The 17,363-nt window shown below is 38.5% G+C and carries 14 protein-coding genes; 5 read left to right on the top strand and 9 right to left on the bottom strand.

Annotated elements, in window-relative coordinates:
• Positions 1-26: 26 nt before the first annotated feature.
• From H4J65_RS09040 to H4J65_RS09080, 8 genes are all read right to left on the bottom strand, one after another.
• On the bottom strand, positions 27-1,049 hold the full coding sequence (locus H4J65_RS09040) for a UvrD-helicase domain-containing protein (RefSeq protein WP_182197711.1): 1,023 nt from the start codon (positions 1,047-1,049) through the stop codon (positions 27-29).
• A complete protein-coding gene (locus H4J65_RS09045; RefSeq protein WP_182197713.1) occupies positions 1,046-2,020 on the bottom strand; it encodes a hypothetical protein in 975 nt (324 codons plus the stop codon). The genes H4J65_RS09040 and H4J65_RS09045 overlap by 4 nt, the downstream gene beginning before the upstream one ends.
• A 1,478-nt stretch (positions 2,021-3,498) precedes the next feature.
• Positions 3,499-4,059, bottom strand: coding sequence for a cold shock domain-containing protein (locus H4J65_RS09055; protein ID WP_182197725.1), 561 nt, complete (start codon positions 4,057-4,059; stop codon positions 3,499-3,501).
• 1,156 nt (positions 4,060-5,215) lie between these two features.
• Positions 5,216-6,145: a hypothetical protein gene (locus H4J65_RS09060; protein ID WP_182137970.1), complete on the bottom strand. Its 930-nt coding sequence runs from the start codon at positions 6,143-6,145 to the stop codon at positions 5,216-5,218.
• Positions 6,146-6,610: 465 nt separating this feature from the next.
• Positions 6,611-6,847: a thioredoxin family protein gene (locus tag H4J65_RS09065; RefSeq protein WP_182183624.1), complete on the bottom strand. Its 237-nt coding sequence runs from the start codon at positions 6,845-6,847 to the stop codon at positions 6,611-6,613.
• A 51-nt stretch (positions 6,848-6,898) separates the two neighbouring features.
• On the bottom strand, positions 6,899-7,888 hold the full coding sequence (locus tag H4J65_RS09070) for a permease (protein WP_182137968.1): 990 nt from the start codon (positions 7,886-7,888) through the stop codon (positions 6,899-6,901).
• 303 nt (positions 7,889-8,191) lie between these two features.
• The gene (locus H4J65_RS09075; protein ID WP_182197727.1) at positions 8,192-8,812 is read right to left on the bottom strand and encodes a response regulator transcription factor; all 621 of its coding nucleotides are present in this window, start codon (positions 8,810-8,812) and stop codon (positions 8,192-8,194) included.
• Between the two features lies 1 nt (position 8,813).
• Positions 8,814-9,956, bottom strand: a complete 1,143-nt coding sequence (locus H4J65_RS09080; RefSeq protein ID WP_182197730.1) for a sensor histidine kinase — start codon at positions 9,954-9,956, stop codon at positions 8,814-8,816.
• A 292-nt stretch (positions 9,957-10,248) separates the two neighbouring features.
• Between H4J65_RS09080 and H4J65_RS09085 the strand changes: the two genes are divergently transcribed.
• From H4J65_RS09085 to H4J65_RS09100, 4 genes are read left to right on the top strand one after another with little or no spacing between them, the layout of a single operon-like run.
• The gene (locus H4J65_RS09085) at positions 10,249-11,982 is read left to right on the top strand and encodes an alpha/beta hydrolase (protein ID WP_182197732.1); all 1,734 of its coding nucleotides are present in this window, start codon (positions 10,249-10,251) and stop codon (positions 11,980-11,982) included.
• Positions 11,983-12,001: 19 nt separating this feature from the next.
• Positions 12,002-12,766 (top strand): enoyl-ACP reductase FabI, encoded by a 765-nt coding sequence (gene fabI, locus H4J65_RS09090; protein ID WP_220465115.1) that lies wholly within the window; start codon positions 12,002-12,004, stop codon positions 12,764-12,766.
• A 13-nt stretch (positions 12,767-12,779) separates the two neighbouring features.
• Complete coding sequence (locus tag H4J65_RS09095) at positions 12,780-14,174, top strand: bifunctional enoyl-CoA hydratase/phosphate acetyltransferase (RefSeq protein WP_182197734.1); 1,395 nt, start codon at positions 12,780-12,782, stop codon at positions 14,172-14,174.
• The gene (locus H4J65_RS09100; RefSeq protein WP_182197736.1) at positions 14,171-15,358 is read left to right on the top strand and encodes an acetate/propionate family kinase; all 1,188 of its coding nucleotides are present in this window, start codon (positions 14,171-14,173) and stop codon (positions 15,356-15,358) included. Before H4J65_RS09095 ends, H4J65_RS09100 begins: the two co-directional genes overlap by 4 nt.
• Positions 15,359-15,363: 5 nt before the next feature.
• On the opposite strand, the gene H4J65_RS09105 is transcribed toward H4J65_RS09100, so the two are convergent.
• On the bottom strand, positions 15,364-15,891 hold the full coding sequence (locus H4J65_RS09105) for a GNAT family N-acetyltransferase (protein WP_182197738.1): 528 nt from the start codon (positions 15,889-15,891) through the stop codon (positions 15,364-15,366).
• A gap of 442 nt (positions 15,892-16,333) precedes the next feature.
• Between H4J65_RS09105 and H4J65_RS09110 the strand changes: the two genes are divergently transcribed.
• Positions 16,334-17,362 (top strand): HlyD family secretion protein, encoded by a 1,029-nt coding sequence (locus H4J65_RS09110; RefSeq protein ID WP_259367569.1) that lies wholly within the window; start codon positions 16,334-16,336, stop codon positions 17,360-17,362.
• Position 17,363: the final 1 nt, after the last annotated feature.

The following is a 17,363-nucleotide window of genomic DNA, read 5'->3' on the forward strand; positions in this document are numbered from 1 at the left end:
TTTATTATCTTTCTATGCATATTTATTTATCTTTGTAATTGAAACATTGATAACTGCCCTGCTTTATAAACCAACTGAACGCTGAATACTCTGTGTCCAAGAAGATTTAAAAGCACTATCTCCAGCATACAATTTATATTTTGATCCTTGTTTTTACTAATAACAGAGTTAGCCACATACGCCAATTGGTGCCCATATCTAAAGGTACATGATAGGTTGTAAACTTTGCTTTTTTTAAAGTCTCTTTCAAATATTCCTTCAATAAAATCAGGGCGACTGCCTCGCCATTCATAAATGCACTGGTTAACATCTCCGACAACCATTACACTTGTTCGCTCCTGAGTTATTCCTTTTATTAATTCATTCTGTATGTAATTAACATCTTGATATTCATCAATAATTACTTGGCTAAATATTGGTGTTGAAAATTGATTAGAACGAAGTAATTGAACAGCTTCAATCAATGAGTCATCAAATGTTCTAAGGCTATGTTGTTCTAGCAACTCACAATACTTTCGATATGTTCGTTTATTACTTGCATCAACATCTTTGTAGTTAGGGTCTTTTTCTAAATCATCAGGCGTTAGTTCTTCTAAGCGCCAGTTTGAAATATTTAATTCTAACTTCTCGATATCATTATTATCAACGTAACTACCTTCGATTTGATTTCCGAATAAGTAGCATTCTCTTAATAAACCTTGGTATTGAAAATCTTCTGGCCTTATAAGCGTTTTCCGTCTTATTAATTTAGATTTTTGTGCTTGGTCAATTAACTTAAGAGCGTAACTGTTAAATGTTCGCACTTCTGGTGAGTAGGCTAAGTTATATTTACTAATTGCAATGTTTAGTTTTTCTTGAAAGCTGATTTGTGCAGCCTTGTTGTACATTAGGATGAGTATGCTTTGAGCAGGAACACCTTTCGTGAGCAAGTTGGTTACTCGCATTATTAAAGTAGTTGTTTTGCCACTACCAGGTACGGCTTTAACTAGTGCATGACCATAGAAATGATCTACTATCTTTTTTTGTTCTTTTGTTAACTTCTTACTCATGCTTCTACTACTTTATAATGCTTACAGGCCTTAGATTCTGTATAAGGCACACTAGTGTGTTTTATTGCGCAACTAACTTGTCCATCGTCCCAACCTGAAGCATTAATACACTTTAAGCAATTTGAATAGATATTTTCTGGGTCCATTTCTTTCACTAAATTGATGATTTTTTCTGTCTTAGTACTATTATCTAGATTATCCGGCCAACAATTGTTAAGCGAAAGCTCTTCTTCTGATAAATGATTAAACGATTTTACAAGTTTGTTTAAGCGCCCACTGGCACTCAAGGTCCAAGTTTCAAACTTGTTAGAGATTAAACTACAGTTTTGGTGACACTCTTGAACTGATTTTTCTTTTGCACTGAAGTTATATAATGAGATGTTAATATCATTTATTGAAAAGTCAGATTCTTGAATGTATTTAATATCATTTTCATCATTCACTGATATTTCAATGATTGGAATACCAGAAGCTATCTTTTCTTCAGAACATTCATGCGTAACAAAAACTTCGATATAGCATTTACTGCCATTATCTGAATTAGACAACATGACATCCGGGGTGAAGCCAGTGCTCTTATCATATAGTTCTAAAAAGGCTTCATTAAACAAATTCCTAAGGTTGTATTTTGCTTCAACCAAATTAGTACAGCTGATGCTGTCATCATTTAAAAACGACTTCTTTTTACTCTGGCAAGTTATAGCTCTTTCTAGCATAAGAACTATAAGGTCAGTAGATTCATTAAATCTATTATAAAAAGCGTTTTTTGCTGCATTGTGAAGATAACTCTCGTAACTACAGGTCGCATTGTTATGACGAAAATGATGCACGTTAACTTTACCTTTAACCGCTACCATTTCTTCACAGCAACCAGGGCAAGTGTATGAGTTATGCTTTATAACATTTGATATGTGGGTCAACACACCTGAACAATCATTTGCATAGGCGTATTGAGCAGAAGAAACTACCATTAACTACTCTTCCATGAAAACTGTATTTCTATAGAAGTTAATCTTTTCATTAAACACGAATTTTATCAACGGTAATAGTTACTAAAATAACTAATTAAGCAAGAGTCTTCACCAAGAATAAACTTCAATTAAAACAATACAATCAGTTGTTTTTATAACAACTGACCCCATACCTATTATTAGCTCGTTCTCACTGCGAGCATGAAAATCAGTTAAAAACCTTTCCCCAATAATAAGGCAAACTTTCTTATGGGGAAAAAATTTATAACAAACTTAAAAAACACTCTTCTATACGCAATTAAAAGCTATGCAGCTTTCAGATTGATAAGGCGAGTGACCGAAATGCTAATGGGAGCTGAAGATATTAATAATCTTTATATTTCATTAGGAATTTGGTGCTTTTACTTAATAGCCAAACGGAGGTCATTATCGATTAGCAGGATTAAACAAAAAAACATAAAACCAATAGACAATAACAGTAGTTTTAAAAAGTAAGGAAGATATATAGAAGCAATTTTAAAGTAACATTTATTTTAACGACTTATATTAAGTCACTATTTTTTAACATTAAATTCAGGATATATTTATTTGATTGTAATAATTAAATAAACTGATTTTTATGGGAAAGGTTATAGCCTTTTCCGATGGTAGAGCAAGTATTAATGTAGTTTACAAACTCTGTTATAAGTGAGGACAAACTTTAATTGGATAATAACTTATTCGTAACAAAGCGTGATGGAAGCAAAGAAGAAATTGATCTAGAAAAGATCCATAGAATAATTGCCTGGGCAGTGGAAGGACCCACCAGCTTCTCAAATTCACGATTTGAATATCAACAACATAAAGAGCATTGTGAAAGGCTAAAAAACTGCTATTCCTTTAGTTGTACTCTTTCGTACCTAATAGAGTACGGGTTAAAAGAAAAATTAGCTTTGCGTTGGCTCGTTGTTATAAAAGCGATAAAAGTATACTTGGCAAACTTGGGACGTAAAACCTACCCAGTATTTATATCAATTACATATGAAAAACTACTACAATTTCGTCTCCATTGTAGATCTCCTCCTTTAGAGCACAAAGTAGATTAAATCTCCCTTCGACAACCTTCAACTATTTTCCCCTTTCAAACTTAGCAATTTAACCTAGACATTATTAGCATTTGTATTAATATAACTGCGAATTTTCGCAGGCCCTACTATGTATGGATTGCTTAGTCTTAAACTGAAGATCCAGTCGTTAACTTGCAAACATAATGAAGTTCTAACTGTTAGCTTGGAAACAGTAGAAAAAGATCTTTGCAAAATCCACGTAAGTTATTGAAACTAAAAAGCACAAGATCTAGTTCTTAACTTGGATTAACATAATCACCTGTTCATCCATTTTTTATATTACAAAATACCGTAATTAACTATTGTTTAAACCTACTTTCTCTATGAAAAGCCAAGTAATCTTGGTGTTGTTCCTTCTTATCCATGATGAGATTAAAATCGTGAGTCATTTTCACAAGGAATACCGTCTCTATCACCATCCATTTTTGTGTTTGGACAGTAATTAATAAAGTACACGGCTTCTGCGCGAGATGTCATTTGGCTGCAATGCTGCCTGCCGTCACACGAAAATTCTGAGTTGGTATTAGAAAAAGCGCTTTCTAATAAGAAATTACTTGGTCTTAAAATATTTGGAGTTTGCTGTGTGGGCTTGTTTGAAGGCGCTAACCCTAATCGTTGAAATGCAAAAGCAGCAATCCCTATGACCACAAGTATTAAGACAAGCTTACTTTTAGGCGTTGAGGTATTTTTATGAATACGAGGTTTATGCCTTTGTATCCCTTTAGCTGCTACACCTTCAATACGACAGTTAATCGCTTTGGTTTTACCGTTATGTTTTTCTACTTCAAAGTAGATGAAATCACCTATTTTAGGCTTCCTACTCATGTTTTTTAATGAAGAGATATGAATAAACGTATCTTGAGTAAGGTCACTCGATTGAATGAAGCCAAATCCTTTATCATCTTTCCAGCTTTTTAACTGTCCTTTGTGCATCACGGTTCCATTGCAGATGTTGCTTTAATCAGGTATTAATTTACTAATCTAATGTCTCATTATAACATACACTTAGGTAGTGTATGTTGAAAAAACTATATTTGGAATCATGCTTTTAAACATAAGGCATGCCAGGAAACATCATCTCTGCTGAGTTTGTCACCTTAATGTTTATTAGATAATATCAGTGATAAACCATGCTGCTTTGCTTCAGCTATTGCTCTTTTTGCATTAAGTTAAAATGCTGTGCGACCGTCTTCAAAATTTCTATGGCACAACGTGATAACAAGGTAACCATTTTTATTTAATAGATTATTGATAGTTTTAAGGCTTTTGCTTTGTTCGTCTGGTGATAACTGCATCTAAATAGCACTTACAAGGATGATATCGAAAGTTTTCTCTATGATTGTTTTAAGATTTGGTAACGAGTCATCTAACCACTGAACTGAACGCCACACTAAATATGGCACTAAGTGCCCTTTCTAAGTTTCATTCACGACATAAGTATTTCGATGTTCAAAGCAGGATTACACAACAGGATGACTCATAGCGTCAAATATGTGTAATTTATCTTAGTATAAAGCGAGTGACATCTTATTTATGCTTATTAATAGCAATGTTAAAACCTAGAGTTTTTATAATAACTATCATCCATTTACAAGGGGTATATCGATGAGATTTTACTTAAATAATTCATTTCACATGGCTTATAGCTCTTGACAATAGTATGGATATTATAAAAAAGTGCACTTTTAAACCTAAGCCGAAAGATATGATAAAAGAGTAGTGCTCGCTGAACCACCTCACTTAACCAAGAAATTTATGGCTAACTAACCAGCGTTATATTTTTTCGTTGTTCAGTGATAGTTCGCGTGAACTGGTGTTGCAACAAACTCAGTAGAGATACGTGTTGAACTCACCCCCCCTACTTTCGGCTTAGGTTTAAATTCGAGTTACCTTGATTACATTTACTGATTTAAAACTATAAAATGCGTGTTGATTCTATTTGTTTTTATGGCTAGTTGGCCACGGTACTTGTGCAGCGTTACGTTTAAAATATATTATTTTGTACTAACCCTTATAGTCACAATGAGTTATATGCTCATTATAATCCTTGCTCTTTAATAACCAGAGTAAGTTGTGAAGTACTCATGAGTTATTCCTCATGATATAAGTAAACCGGCACTGATCTCAGAATAGGTTTTTCTCCAATCACTACTTTAAACGAGCTACGGGTATTTTTATTTTCTTTAATTTTATAGCGAACCTCAACATCTACATCTTTCACATCACCCTCACACAATAAATAAATAGGAGATGAAATTTTTTGTGTCAAAATACTTTTTTCTGATTCACTGCCATCTTTATGCTTTATTATTACCGGCTCTTTTAGTTTAAAGTTTCCGTCCATCGAGCTGTAATGTTTGTCGTAATATAACGCGAAGGTTTTAAGATGTTTATATTTTTCCAAAGTCTCTCGGTCATATTTAGCTTGCTCTGAGGTGAATTGAGATAACAAGGCTTTAACATCTTCATATGTTTTGCGATAGTTTGGCCGTTGCCAAGTGCCACTATATGAAATACGGCTATATTGCTGTTTATGCACATTTAAACGACGTTTAACTTGTTTAATATTGGCTCTAGGTCTGCCAATAGCGCGCAATAATTCTTTATTCATCGGTGTCCAATTGCCATCAACTTTTGTTCTAGCGTCAACTGTTGAAGCTAATAACTCACCAATAAGATGTTTTGTCTCATTAATATCCATAATGGTTTCTTCACATTCTGTTGGCAATGCAATAACCGCATGAAAAGTTTCCGTACTACCTGGTAACGCAAAAGAACTGGGTGCATCGTTATATTCTAAAGCGAGGACTTTTTGTAAGGCAGTCACTATTTTATATTGTTCTGAAAACCCCTGCTCTTTTTCGTTGAACCTTTGTTCTTCTATAAATAGTAATCGGCCATTAAATTTGCAGTAATTTACAAAGGTTTTTTGTGCTAGATCTAAAGTAGCAAAATAGCTTTTAAGGGTTTGACCTATTTCATCATAACGTTGTTCAAAGCTGATTTTTTGTTTTGTCATGGTAACTTGAGGTTGGCTAAAGAAGGATTAAAATGATTCTACCAAGATATACTGTATAAATAAACAGTATACGGGTGAAAGTTAACACTGGCTAAGATAATAAATTAGTTTGCTGTCTACAGAGGCAAAATATTCTAACCAGTCTTAAAAATCATACTGCAATAACTAAGAATAAAAACTCGCTCTTGATTAGAAAAGCATACAACCGCCAGACAACTAATCTGACTCACAAGTTAAAATTAATTCCGCTGATAATTTATAAAAAACATCAAAATGTTAAGTGGCTTATTGTTTTGTGCGCAGCTGACACTCACTTTAAAACAGGTTAGTTATATACCAAAGCTGCTGAATGGCAGGTGTCTAGGTAGATATAACTGTCGAGTATAAACTTAGCATCTGTGTTCGTAGTTCATAGCTCAGTATTATTTACCGTAACAAATACTGAGCTATGCAATGTCACCTGCACTATTTTTTCAACCATAATTCAATATCTTGACGATGGGGAATAGAGCCACTGTGCACGTTTATTTCATCAATAATTATGGCCGGTGTACTCATTACGCCATAGGCCATAATTATTTCGGGATCAGTCACTTTATTTATTTGGATATCAATATTAAGTTCACTGGCTATTTTTGAAATTATTTCTACTGTTTTTATACACTTAGCACAACCCGTACCTAGTACTTTTATTTCTTTCATTAGCGTTTCCTATTTAATGTAAAACTAAAATAAAGCGTTAAAATTCAACGCTTAAATAAATGGTGTTAAAAAATTAAAAATCCAACCAATTAATGTAAATGCGATAAGTAATAGCATAAAAAGCACGGCCAATAAGCGCCACTGCATCACTTGCTTTAATAAAATAAACTCGGGAAAACTTGCAGCAACAGTGCTCATACAAAAGGCGAGTGTTGTACCAATAGGCAACCCTTGCTTAATTAAACCTTCCATAACAGGAATAACGCCAGTGGCATTAGAATATAATGGTATGCCAAGTAATACCGCAGCGGGAACCGACCACCACTGACCATCACCTAAATGTGCTTGAATCCAACCGTCAGGCACAAAACCATGTAAAGCAGATCCTAAGCCCACACCTATGATGACCCATTTCCATACCCGAGAAAATATTTCTAACATTTCTTGTTTAGCAAAAGTATGTCTTTCTTTAAAGGATAAAGCTGCTGGTCGTTTGGCTTTCTCTGTAGAAGCGTTTTTGCCTTGTGCTAAAGCTTTTGCAGCAAAAGATTGCAACCAACGTTCAGCTTTGATGGCATCAAGAAAAACGCCGCCTAAAATACCTACCGACATACCCACAACAACGTAAAGCACAGTAAACTTCCAACCTAATAAACTCAGTAACAATAATACGGCTACTTCATTAATTAGCGGTGATGTAATGAGGAATGACATGGTTATGCCCACAGGAATACCCGCAGAAGTAAAACCTAAAAATACCGGAATGCTTGAACAAGAGCAAAAGGGTGTTATTGCGCCGAAACTTGAGCCTAATAAATAACCGACACCTTTATGTTTACCGGCTAAGTAATCACGAACACGCTCTACATTCATTGACGCTCTTAACAAGGCAATAGCGTAAATCATCACAAGCAACAAAAAAAATATCTTAGTGGTATCTTCAATGAAGAAATGTAATGCGTCGCCTAATTTTGTTGCTTTTGACAGACCGAATATATCAACAACTAACCACGAGGCTAGATCTGTAAATACTTGAAACATAAACGTTCCCTATTGGTTTACCTATAACTAAAACTAAAACAGGTAGTAAAGTTTATTCTATAAAGATAGATATAAAGTGCTAAAACTAAAACATCGGGTAGCAATAAATTTATCCAGCACAAAAATGTTAATGCCCTGCTAAGAAAAAATGATGAAATAATAACTTAGGGCCTTTAAATAAATGATGGCCTCAAAAAATCGCCATTAACAATAGAGTCATGACAAAGCAAAATCGACCACAATATTTTTTAAATATACTCGTTATACTTCATCTAGTTACCTTGATAAAAACACGATAACAAGTTAACTTAATGTCGATATTTCTTCTTGCAGTTTAAAGCGTACAAGTTCTGCTAAAGTTCTTACCTCAAGCTTTTTCATGACTTGTGAGCGGTGTACTTCAACTGTCCTTTCACTTATGCCAAGGTCATGAGCAATAACTTTGTTCATTTCACCTTTTGCCACACGCTCAAAAATTTGCCGTTCGCGTTCAGAAAGTAAGGCCAGTTTGCTTAGTGTAATGCTACGATCATCTTGTTGCTTACTCCTACTAGCATCAATCAGAAGGGCTTGATTAATTCTGTCGAGTAGGTCTTGCTCTCTGAAGGGTTTGCGGATAAAGTCAAGTGCGCCTTGGCGCATAGCCTCAACCGCCATAGGAATATCGCCATGACCGGTAATAAAAATGATGGGTAGCGAAGCGCCACAGTTGTTCAGTTTTTTTTGTAAGTCTAAGCCGGTCATACGCGGCATGCGAATATCTAGAATAAGACAACCGCGCATTGTCTTGTCGTAGTCATCTAAAAAATCAGCCGCATTGCTGTATGATTTAACTAATTGCCCTGTAGTTTCTAACAACAGACTTAAGCCTTCTCGAATCCCTTCATCGTCGTCAACAACATACACTATTTGTGCTATTTGCATATTAGCTGTCTCGCTTAGTGGTAGGCAAAGTGAAATAAAAGGTCGCACCACCATTTTTATTATTAAAAAATTTAATCAATCCGTTATGTGCCTCTATAATCGCTCGGCTGATCACTAACCCCATGCCTATGCCCGTTTCTTTGGTGGTTGAAAAGGCTTTAAATAAACTGTTTCCAGCTTGCTCTGATATGCCATCGCCGCTGTCTACAACCCCAATTTCTAATTCATTACGGTTATTCATCTTAGCTTTTAAGAAAATCTCATTACCATTACGACAATTAATTGCACTCATGGCCTGCATACCATTGCGCAGCAAATTTAATATAACTTGTTGAATTTGCAATACATCGATCTTAACCATAGGCAGTTTTCTTGCAATAACTAGCTCTATTTTAATATCATAAAAGCGAGCTTCAGCTTGGGCAAGTTGAGCAACCTCAGTGATTAAATCATAGCAGCCTACCAATTTTTTCACCCGATTATGTGGCTTAGCCATTGACTGTATACGCTCAATAATTACACCAGCACGCTGCGCATGTTGACTTAATTTGTCAAACACCTCGGGTACACGTTCGTATTGACCACAAGCCAGCAAGCGTTTTCCTGCTTGCGCAAATAAAGAGATTGCCGCAAGTGGCTGATTAATTTCGTGGGCAATGCCAGACGCCATTTCTCCCAGTGCATTTAAGCGAGCCACATGCGCCAATTTTTCTGTCTGCAAACGAGCGCTATCTTCAGCAATGCGTTGTTGATAAATGTCACTCGAAACCCCCTCAATACGCAGATCATTTGCATCCATAATAAAGCGATAAGTCGTTCCCGGTAATTGTTGAAACAAGGTGGTTAAATATTTAGCTTTGTTTTTTAATTGCTGAGTTCTAATTCTATTCATCAATGCTTGATAGACCAACAGCCCAGACAATACACTCAGTAATAAGCTAACCGTTAAATGACTATTGAATTGACTACCTTGATCAAAGCTTAACGCAAAAAGAGAATACCCTTCCCCGCTGCCATTCAGCCAAGTGGCATATTGAATGGCCATTACACCCAGCCCAGTTAATAAAGCCAGCCACAAAGCAACCGTCTGCGATAAATTTTGCAGAAAAACAGATGCTTGTATAAGGCGTGGCTCAGTCTTCATAAGGCTCTGAATGAACTTGAAAATGAAATCAGTATATTGAATTTTAAACCCTGAGCCAATTGTGGTTATCCACATAAGCGTGTGGCAATCACCAATTGTTAAGGGAAGTTATTCACTGATAAATTATGGGTACTTATTAAATTATTGAGCATGTTCTAGTTAACGGCTTAGTGCATGTTCTACAAACACCATTAATTCAATTGAGCAACTGAGCTAACACAAGCTAATACAAGGCCACTTACCCCAATAAGCAGCAGTAATTGCCGGTGACTACATATTTAAGGAATGTAAAATGAAAAAAGAAAATTCGCAATATGATGCTATGGATAAAACGCTACATGCCGCTATGTCTAAATTGACATCAGGGTTATCACCAAGCGCACTAATGGCCGCTTATGCTGATTGGGCTGTGCACTTAGCTTTATCACCAGGTAAACAAGCTCACCTTATGGAAAAAGCGACTAGAAAGTCTACTCGACTCGCCGGCTATCTTAGCGAGTGCACAACACAGAAAGGTCAAAATCAGCCTTGCATAGAACCTTTACCCTTCGATAAACGCTTTAGCGACCCAACTTGGCAAACGTGGCCATTTAATCTTTTATCCCAGTCGTTTTTACTCAACCAGCAGTGGTGGTCAAATGCAACAACCGATGTGAACGGTGTCACTCAACAGCATGAGAATGTGGTTGAGTTTGCCACTCGGCAAATGTTGGATATATTTTCACCCTCAAATTACTTGCTGACCAACCCGCAATTACTGGAACAAACTAAACAAGAAGGTGGTCAAAATTTAGTCCGGGGTATGCAAAACCTGATGGACGACATGCAACGCCATATTGGTAATAAAAAACCTGTGGGTACGGAAGAATATGCGGTTGGTAAAAATCTGGCTGTTACGCCGGGAAAGGTGGTTTATCGCAACCACTTAATTGAATTAATTCAATATACCCCTGTAACAGAGCAAGTTCGTCCAGAGCCCATTCTAATTGTGCCGGCATGGATCATGAAATACTACATTCTTGATTTATCAGCTCAAAACTCGCTAGTAAAATACTTAACCGAGCAAGGGTTTACCGTGTTTATGGTCTCATGGAAAAATCCAGACCAAGACGACCGTGATTTAGGCATGGCTGATTATCGCAAGTATGGCGTTATGGATGCCATCGACACCATAGGTAAAATTACCGGTAAAGCGAAAATCCATGGTATTGGTTATTGCTTAGGCGGTACATTACTCTCAATAGCTGCGGCTGCTATGTCTAGAGACGGAGATGATAGAATCCAATCACTTTCATTGTTAGCCACTCAAGTCGATTTTTCAGAAGCCGGTGAATTAATGTTATTCATTAATGAAAGCCAGGTTAGCTTTTTAGAAGACATGATGTGGGAACAAGGCTATTTAGACGCGAAGCAAATGTCGGGCGCTTTTCAATTACTGCGCTCAAATGACTTAATTTGGTCGCGCATGGTACATGATTATTTAATGGGTAACCGCACGCCGGTTAACGACTTAATGGCGTGGAATTCCGACACCACTCGTATGCCGTATAAAATGCATTCACATTACTTACGTAAGCTATTTTTAGATAATGACCTGACTGAAGGTCGCTATCTTGTAGATGATAAACCCATTTCTATTTCTGATATCCGCGCTCCTGCATTTGTTGTTGGCACGCAAAAAGACCATGTGGCCCCTTGGCAGTCAGTTTATAAATTTCATTTATTGAGTGATACTGACGTTACCTTTTTGTTAACCAGCGGTGGCCATAATGCCGGCATAGTGAGCGAGCCTGGGCATCCACGCAGAAGTTACCAAATAGCCACCACTAAGAAAGAGGCTAAATATACTGATCCAAACAGCTGGGAAGCTAAGCAAGCACATCATGAGGGTTCATGGTGGCCAGAGTTAACAAAGTGGCTGCATAACCATTCCAGTAAATTAACTGCCCCGCCTACCATGGGCGCGCCCAACAAAAAACTTAGTGTACTTTGTGATGCCCCTGGCACTTATATATTTCAAAACTAATAGCTTGAGGAAAAGCAAGATGAAGATACTCGAAGGAAAACGAGGGTTAGTGGTAGGTATTGCCAATGAGCAATCTATCGCAGCGGGCTGTGCTAAGGCATTTGCACTAGCAGGTGCAAAACTTGCTATCACCTATATTAATGAAAAAAGTAAGGCCTATGTTGAACCCGTGGCAACTGAGGTTAACGCCGAAATATTGTTACCACTGGATGTACAAGATGACAGTCAACTTGATGCTGTTTTTCAGCGTATCGCTACAACGTGGGGCGAGTTAGATTTTATTTTACACTCAATTGCCTATTGTCCAAAAGACGACTTACATGGACGGGTCACTGATTGTTCTCGAATAGGCTTTTCTCAAGCAATGGATATTTCTTGCCATTCGTTTATCCGTATGGCCCGTAAAGCAGAACCTTTAATGAAAAATGGCGGCTGCTTACTCACGGTTAGTTACTATGGCGCAGAAAAAGTGGTCGAACATTACAATATTATGGGGCCAGTAAAAGCAGCGTTGGAATCGTCGGTACGTTATTTAGCCGCCGAACTTGGCCCAGCAGGCATTCGAGTTAATGCGCTTTCTCCGGGCCCATTACAAACACGCGCAGCCTCTGGTATCGCTTTTTTTGATGAACTTATCAATGACGCAAGAGCACGAGCACCTATGCGCCAACTAGTCACTATCGAAGACGTAGGCAACATAGCCACCAGCCTTGTTAGTGACGCGGCTAAAAGTGTTACCGGCAATATTACCTTTGTTGATGCCGGTTATCACTTATTGGCTTAAACGAGGAAATGTCATGGAATATATTGAAAACCAGACCTTTGATGAAATAGCTGTCGGCGACATAGCTGAATTAACTCGTGTACTTAAACCGCAAGATATTGAATTATTTGCCGTCATGTCAGGCGATGTTAACCCTGCCCATGTTGACCTAGAATATGCAAAAGCGGATATTTTTCATAAAGTAATCGCCCATGGTATGTGGGGTGGTGCGCTTATTTCAGCCGTATTGGGGACACAATTACCGGGTCCAGGCACCATTTATTTAAATCAATCTTTAAGTTTTAGGCGTCCGGTTAGTATTGGTGACAAAGTATTAGTACGGGTGACAGTGATAGAAAAAATCGCGGACAAAAAACAGGTCTTGCTTAAATGTGAATGCCTAAATCAGGACGGCGAATGCGTTATCATAGGCGAAGCTAGGGTTATAGCGCCGAGCGAGAAAGTACGCCGACCCAGAGTGATATTACCTGAGGTGCATTTACATGAGCACGGGGCGCATTATCAGAAGTTACTTGAATCAACCAAAGACATTGCCCCCATTAGAGTGGCAGTAGTGCACCCTTGCGATGAAATATCCTTGCTTGGAGCCATTGAGGCAAAACGCCAAGGGGTTATTGAGCCCATTTTGATCGGCCCTAAAGATAAAATTATTGCGGTGGCAAGCCAAGCCGGTTGCAGCTTGGCTGGCATAAAATTGATTGATGCACCACACAGTCATGGTGCAGCGGAAATTGCCGTTGAAGAAGTGCGAAAAAATAATGTTGACGCCATCATGAAAGGTAAATTGCATACTGATGAATTAATGCAAGCTATATTACATAAAACCAAGGGCTTACGTACTGAACGCAGAATGAGTCATATATTTGCATTAGACGTGCCCACTTACCATAAACCACTATTTATTACCGATGCCGCCATCAATATCGCTCCCGATCTAAACGCCAAGCGTGACATTGTACAAAACGCTATCGATTTACTGCATACTTTAGGCATAACCCTTCCTAAAGTAGCGATTTTATCTGCGGTTGAAACGGTTAATTCAAAAATACTTTCAACCCTAGACGCCGCTGGATTATGCAAAATGGCTGATCGCAAGCAAATAACGGGCGGTATAATCGATGGACCCTTGGCATTTGACAACGCTATTTCAAAATCTGCGGCGGCGGCTAAAGAGCTAGTATCAGAGGTTGCCGGTGACGCCGACATTTTAGTCGCACCCGACTTAGAAGCCGGCAACATGATCGCTAAACAGCTGATATATTTAGCGGGTGCAGAATCTGCCGGTATTGTACTTGGCGCGACAGTACCCATAATTTTAACCAGTCGGGCCGACGGAACACTTTCACGACTTGCCTCTTGTGTGTTAGCTCAGCGCTATGTTGATTATACTAAGAAGACTATTTTATGAACGATGCGGTACTGGTTATTAACGCAGGATCGTCGAGCATCAAGTTTGCGCTTTATAGCTTTGCCACCTCTAATTCGCAGGCTTTACTCAGTGGTAAAGTCGTCAATATTGGTCAAAGTCCGAAACTTTATGCCATAGACGCTAAAGGCAGTGACTTAACCGACAACGACCTTGCTGCATTTAATGATCAAACGACACATGAAGCGCTAATAAAGTGGCTGATTGAGTGGCTTAATCACCATAACCAAGGTTATAAAATTAAAGCTGTTGGTCATCGTGTGGTACATGGCGGTCGCGACTTTTTAACGCCAACAATACTTACAGTTAGCGTAGTTAAACACTTAAAGACACTGATCCCACTGGCGCCACTGCATCAAGGGCATAACCTTGCCGCTATTGAAGCCTTTTTTAACTGGGCTCCTGAATTACCCCAAGTCGCTTGTTTTGATACCAGTTTTCATTCCACACAACCCGCGCTTGCACAACTGTTTGCTCTACCGCGCGAATATAGCGATAAAGGCATTATTCGTTATGGATTTCATGGTCTTTCTTATCAGTATATTGCCAGCTGTTTGCCACAATATTTGGACACACTTGCCAATGGACGCGTTATTGTCGCTCATCTAGGCAACGGCGCGAGTATGTGCGCCTTAAAGCAAAGACAAAGCGTAGCAACAACTATGGGCTTTACAGCGCTTGATGGTTTGATGATGGGCCAACGTTGCGGCAGCCTTGATGCCGGTGTTGTTATCCACCTTTTACGCCATTATAAAATGAGTGTAGAAGAGGTAGAACACATGCTCTATAAAGAGTCTGGACTACTGGGGGTTTCGGGTATTAGCAGCAACATGCAAGTACTAGAACAAAGTAACGACCCACAGGCAAAACAAGCCATTGACTTGTTTTGTTATCGCGCTGCTCGCGAACTTGCTGCTCTGGTTAGCACCTTATGTGGCATTGATGCCATTGTTTTTACTGCCGGTATTGGCGAAAATTCCGCGGCCATACGCGGACAAATTTGTCAGCACTTAACTTGGTTTGGGGTTAGTTTAGATGCAAGTAAAAACCGTCAGCATAAAAGCGTTATTAGCCAAGGTGACTCAAGCGTTAAGGTGCTGGTAATACCCACAAACGAAGAGATTATTATCGCCCAAGCGACCCAAAAATTACTTATGGGTCGCTAAACGCCTTACTTCAACAGCAATGAATACAGGATCAAAGTCGCGTCTTCTGGATGAACTTTAGCGGACATACCCAGATGTTCAGCTAATTTTTTTATGCGGTAATTACTGCTGAGTTCAATTGAAAAAAGACGTTTTATATTATTGGCCTTTGCATGCTCAAATAACGAATGCAGTAACACAGTCGCAACCTCCTCATAGGGGTAATCATCTGCAACGGTTATTGCCATTTCACTTTCGCCCGGCACTTTGTCCGCCGCGTAGCGACACATACCAACTTCTTTTTCGCCTTCTTCAGTTTTAATCGTCGCGATATAAGCCATGGTATCAACATAGTCGATATTACTCAGCACATTCAACATGGAAGGCGATAATTCTTTTAAACCTTCAAAAAAGCGTTCATATTTTGTTTGCATTGATAGCTTTTTTACAAAGGCTGCTTCTAAGTGCTTGTCTTCAGGAGTGATGGGCCGGATGGTGATCTCAAGATCGCCAATAGTCACGTTTTTATGATCGCTGGTCAGTTTTTCAGTCATGCTAAATCCTCTTGATGCAAACTTAATTGTTTATGGTGATTGTAAGTAATGATAGAAGAATTTTGTGACTTAACCATTGGGGATTCCCTCTAAAGCACTGTGGTTTGTACTTATAGCAATGGGGATTACCTATACTAATGATTTTTATTTTTTTTCTTATGTTATGTGGGCATTATTTCTTATTTAAGACAATGTTCTTGCATCTACAGTGAGCACTTAGCTGTCCAGTGAAATCTGGTGAAAAGTCACTAAGGGGAAGCCACATTCAAATGTCGGACATCCCTAATATTGGTAAAACAAATACCAAGGTACAGTTTGTTCGATCGCAACACTTAAAGCGTGCATTACAAGCCAAATGTTGCAGATCAAAAAATCCCCCAATATATGCTAGTTGCCACCGATTCAATATAACAAGCATAAACACAACCTTTTATGGAAATTAATGATGAAAAAACCTGTCATTAGGTTAATGGCGTTTAGCCTTATTGTTATTATGATCGCAGCTTTTTCTTGGCAATGGTGGCAAAGCCAACAAACATTATTGCCTGCAGATATTGCAACAGGTAACGGCAGAATAGAAGCCGATCAGATTGATATAACGACTAAGTACGCCGGCCGCGTTAAACATATTTTAGTTCAGGAGGGTGACCTGGTTACCCTTGATCAAGTGCTAGCTAACATGGATACCACAGAACTTGATGCACAATTAGCACAAACACAAGCACAAGTTCTGCAAACACGGGCTGCTGTAGTCGAAAGTTCCGTATTAATAGCGCAACGAGAAAGTGAATTAACCTTGGCAGAGCTTGAATTCAAGCGTGTTGCTGCGTTAGTTAAAACCGGCGCAATATCACAAAGTTTGGCTGACCAAAAGCAAACCATTAAAGCGACTGCCATTGCGGTTTATAATGCGGCTAAAGCCCATGTAAACACACTTGAACAATCAGTATTGGTTGCTCAAGCAGAAGTAAAACGTGTGCAAACACAAATTGACGAAGCCGTGCTTAAATCTCCTGCAATGGGACGAGTACTCTATCGATTAGCGCAACCCAACGAAGTATTAGGCAGCGGCGGGAAAGTATTAACCATTATTAATCTTGCCGATATATATATGGAGGTTTTTCTCCCCTCTGCACAAGCCTATTTAACCCCCATAGGCGCTCAAGCTAGGGTGAAACTAGACATACTCGATATCGCTATTCCAGCACAAGTGAGCTTTGTTTCTCCTGAATCACAATTCACCCCCAAACAAGTTGAAACACAAAGCGAACGCGATAAATTAATGTTTCGAGTCAAATTACGCATACCTCAAGCTTTGGTATTAAACCATATTGAGCAAGTTAAAACGGGCGTGCGCGGGGTTGCGTATATTCGCTTGTCAGCAACTAAAGGGAAACAAGCCTCTGCTTGGCCGGTATTTTTACAAAAATTGCCCGATGATATTAATCCTGCCGAACAAAGTAGTCAGTAGA

Origin of the sequence: Colwellia sp. MB02u-9, from assembly GCF_014077085.1 — a bacterium.
Lineage (GTDB): Bacteria > Pseudomonadota > Gammaproteobacteria > Enterobacterales > Alteromonadaceae > Cognaticolwellia.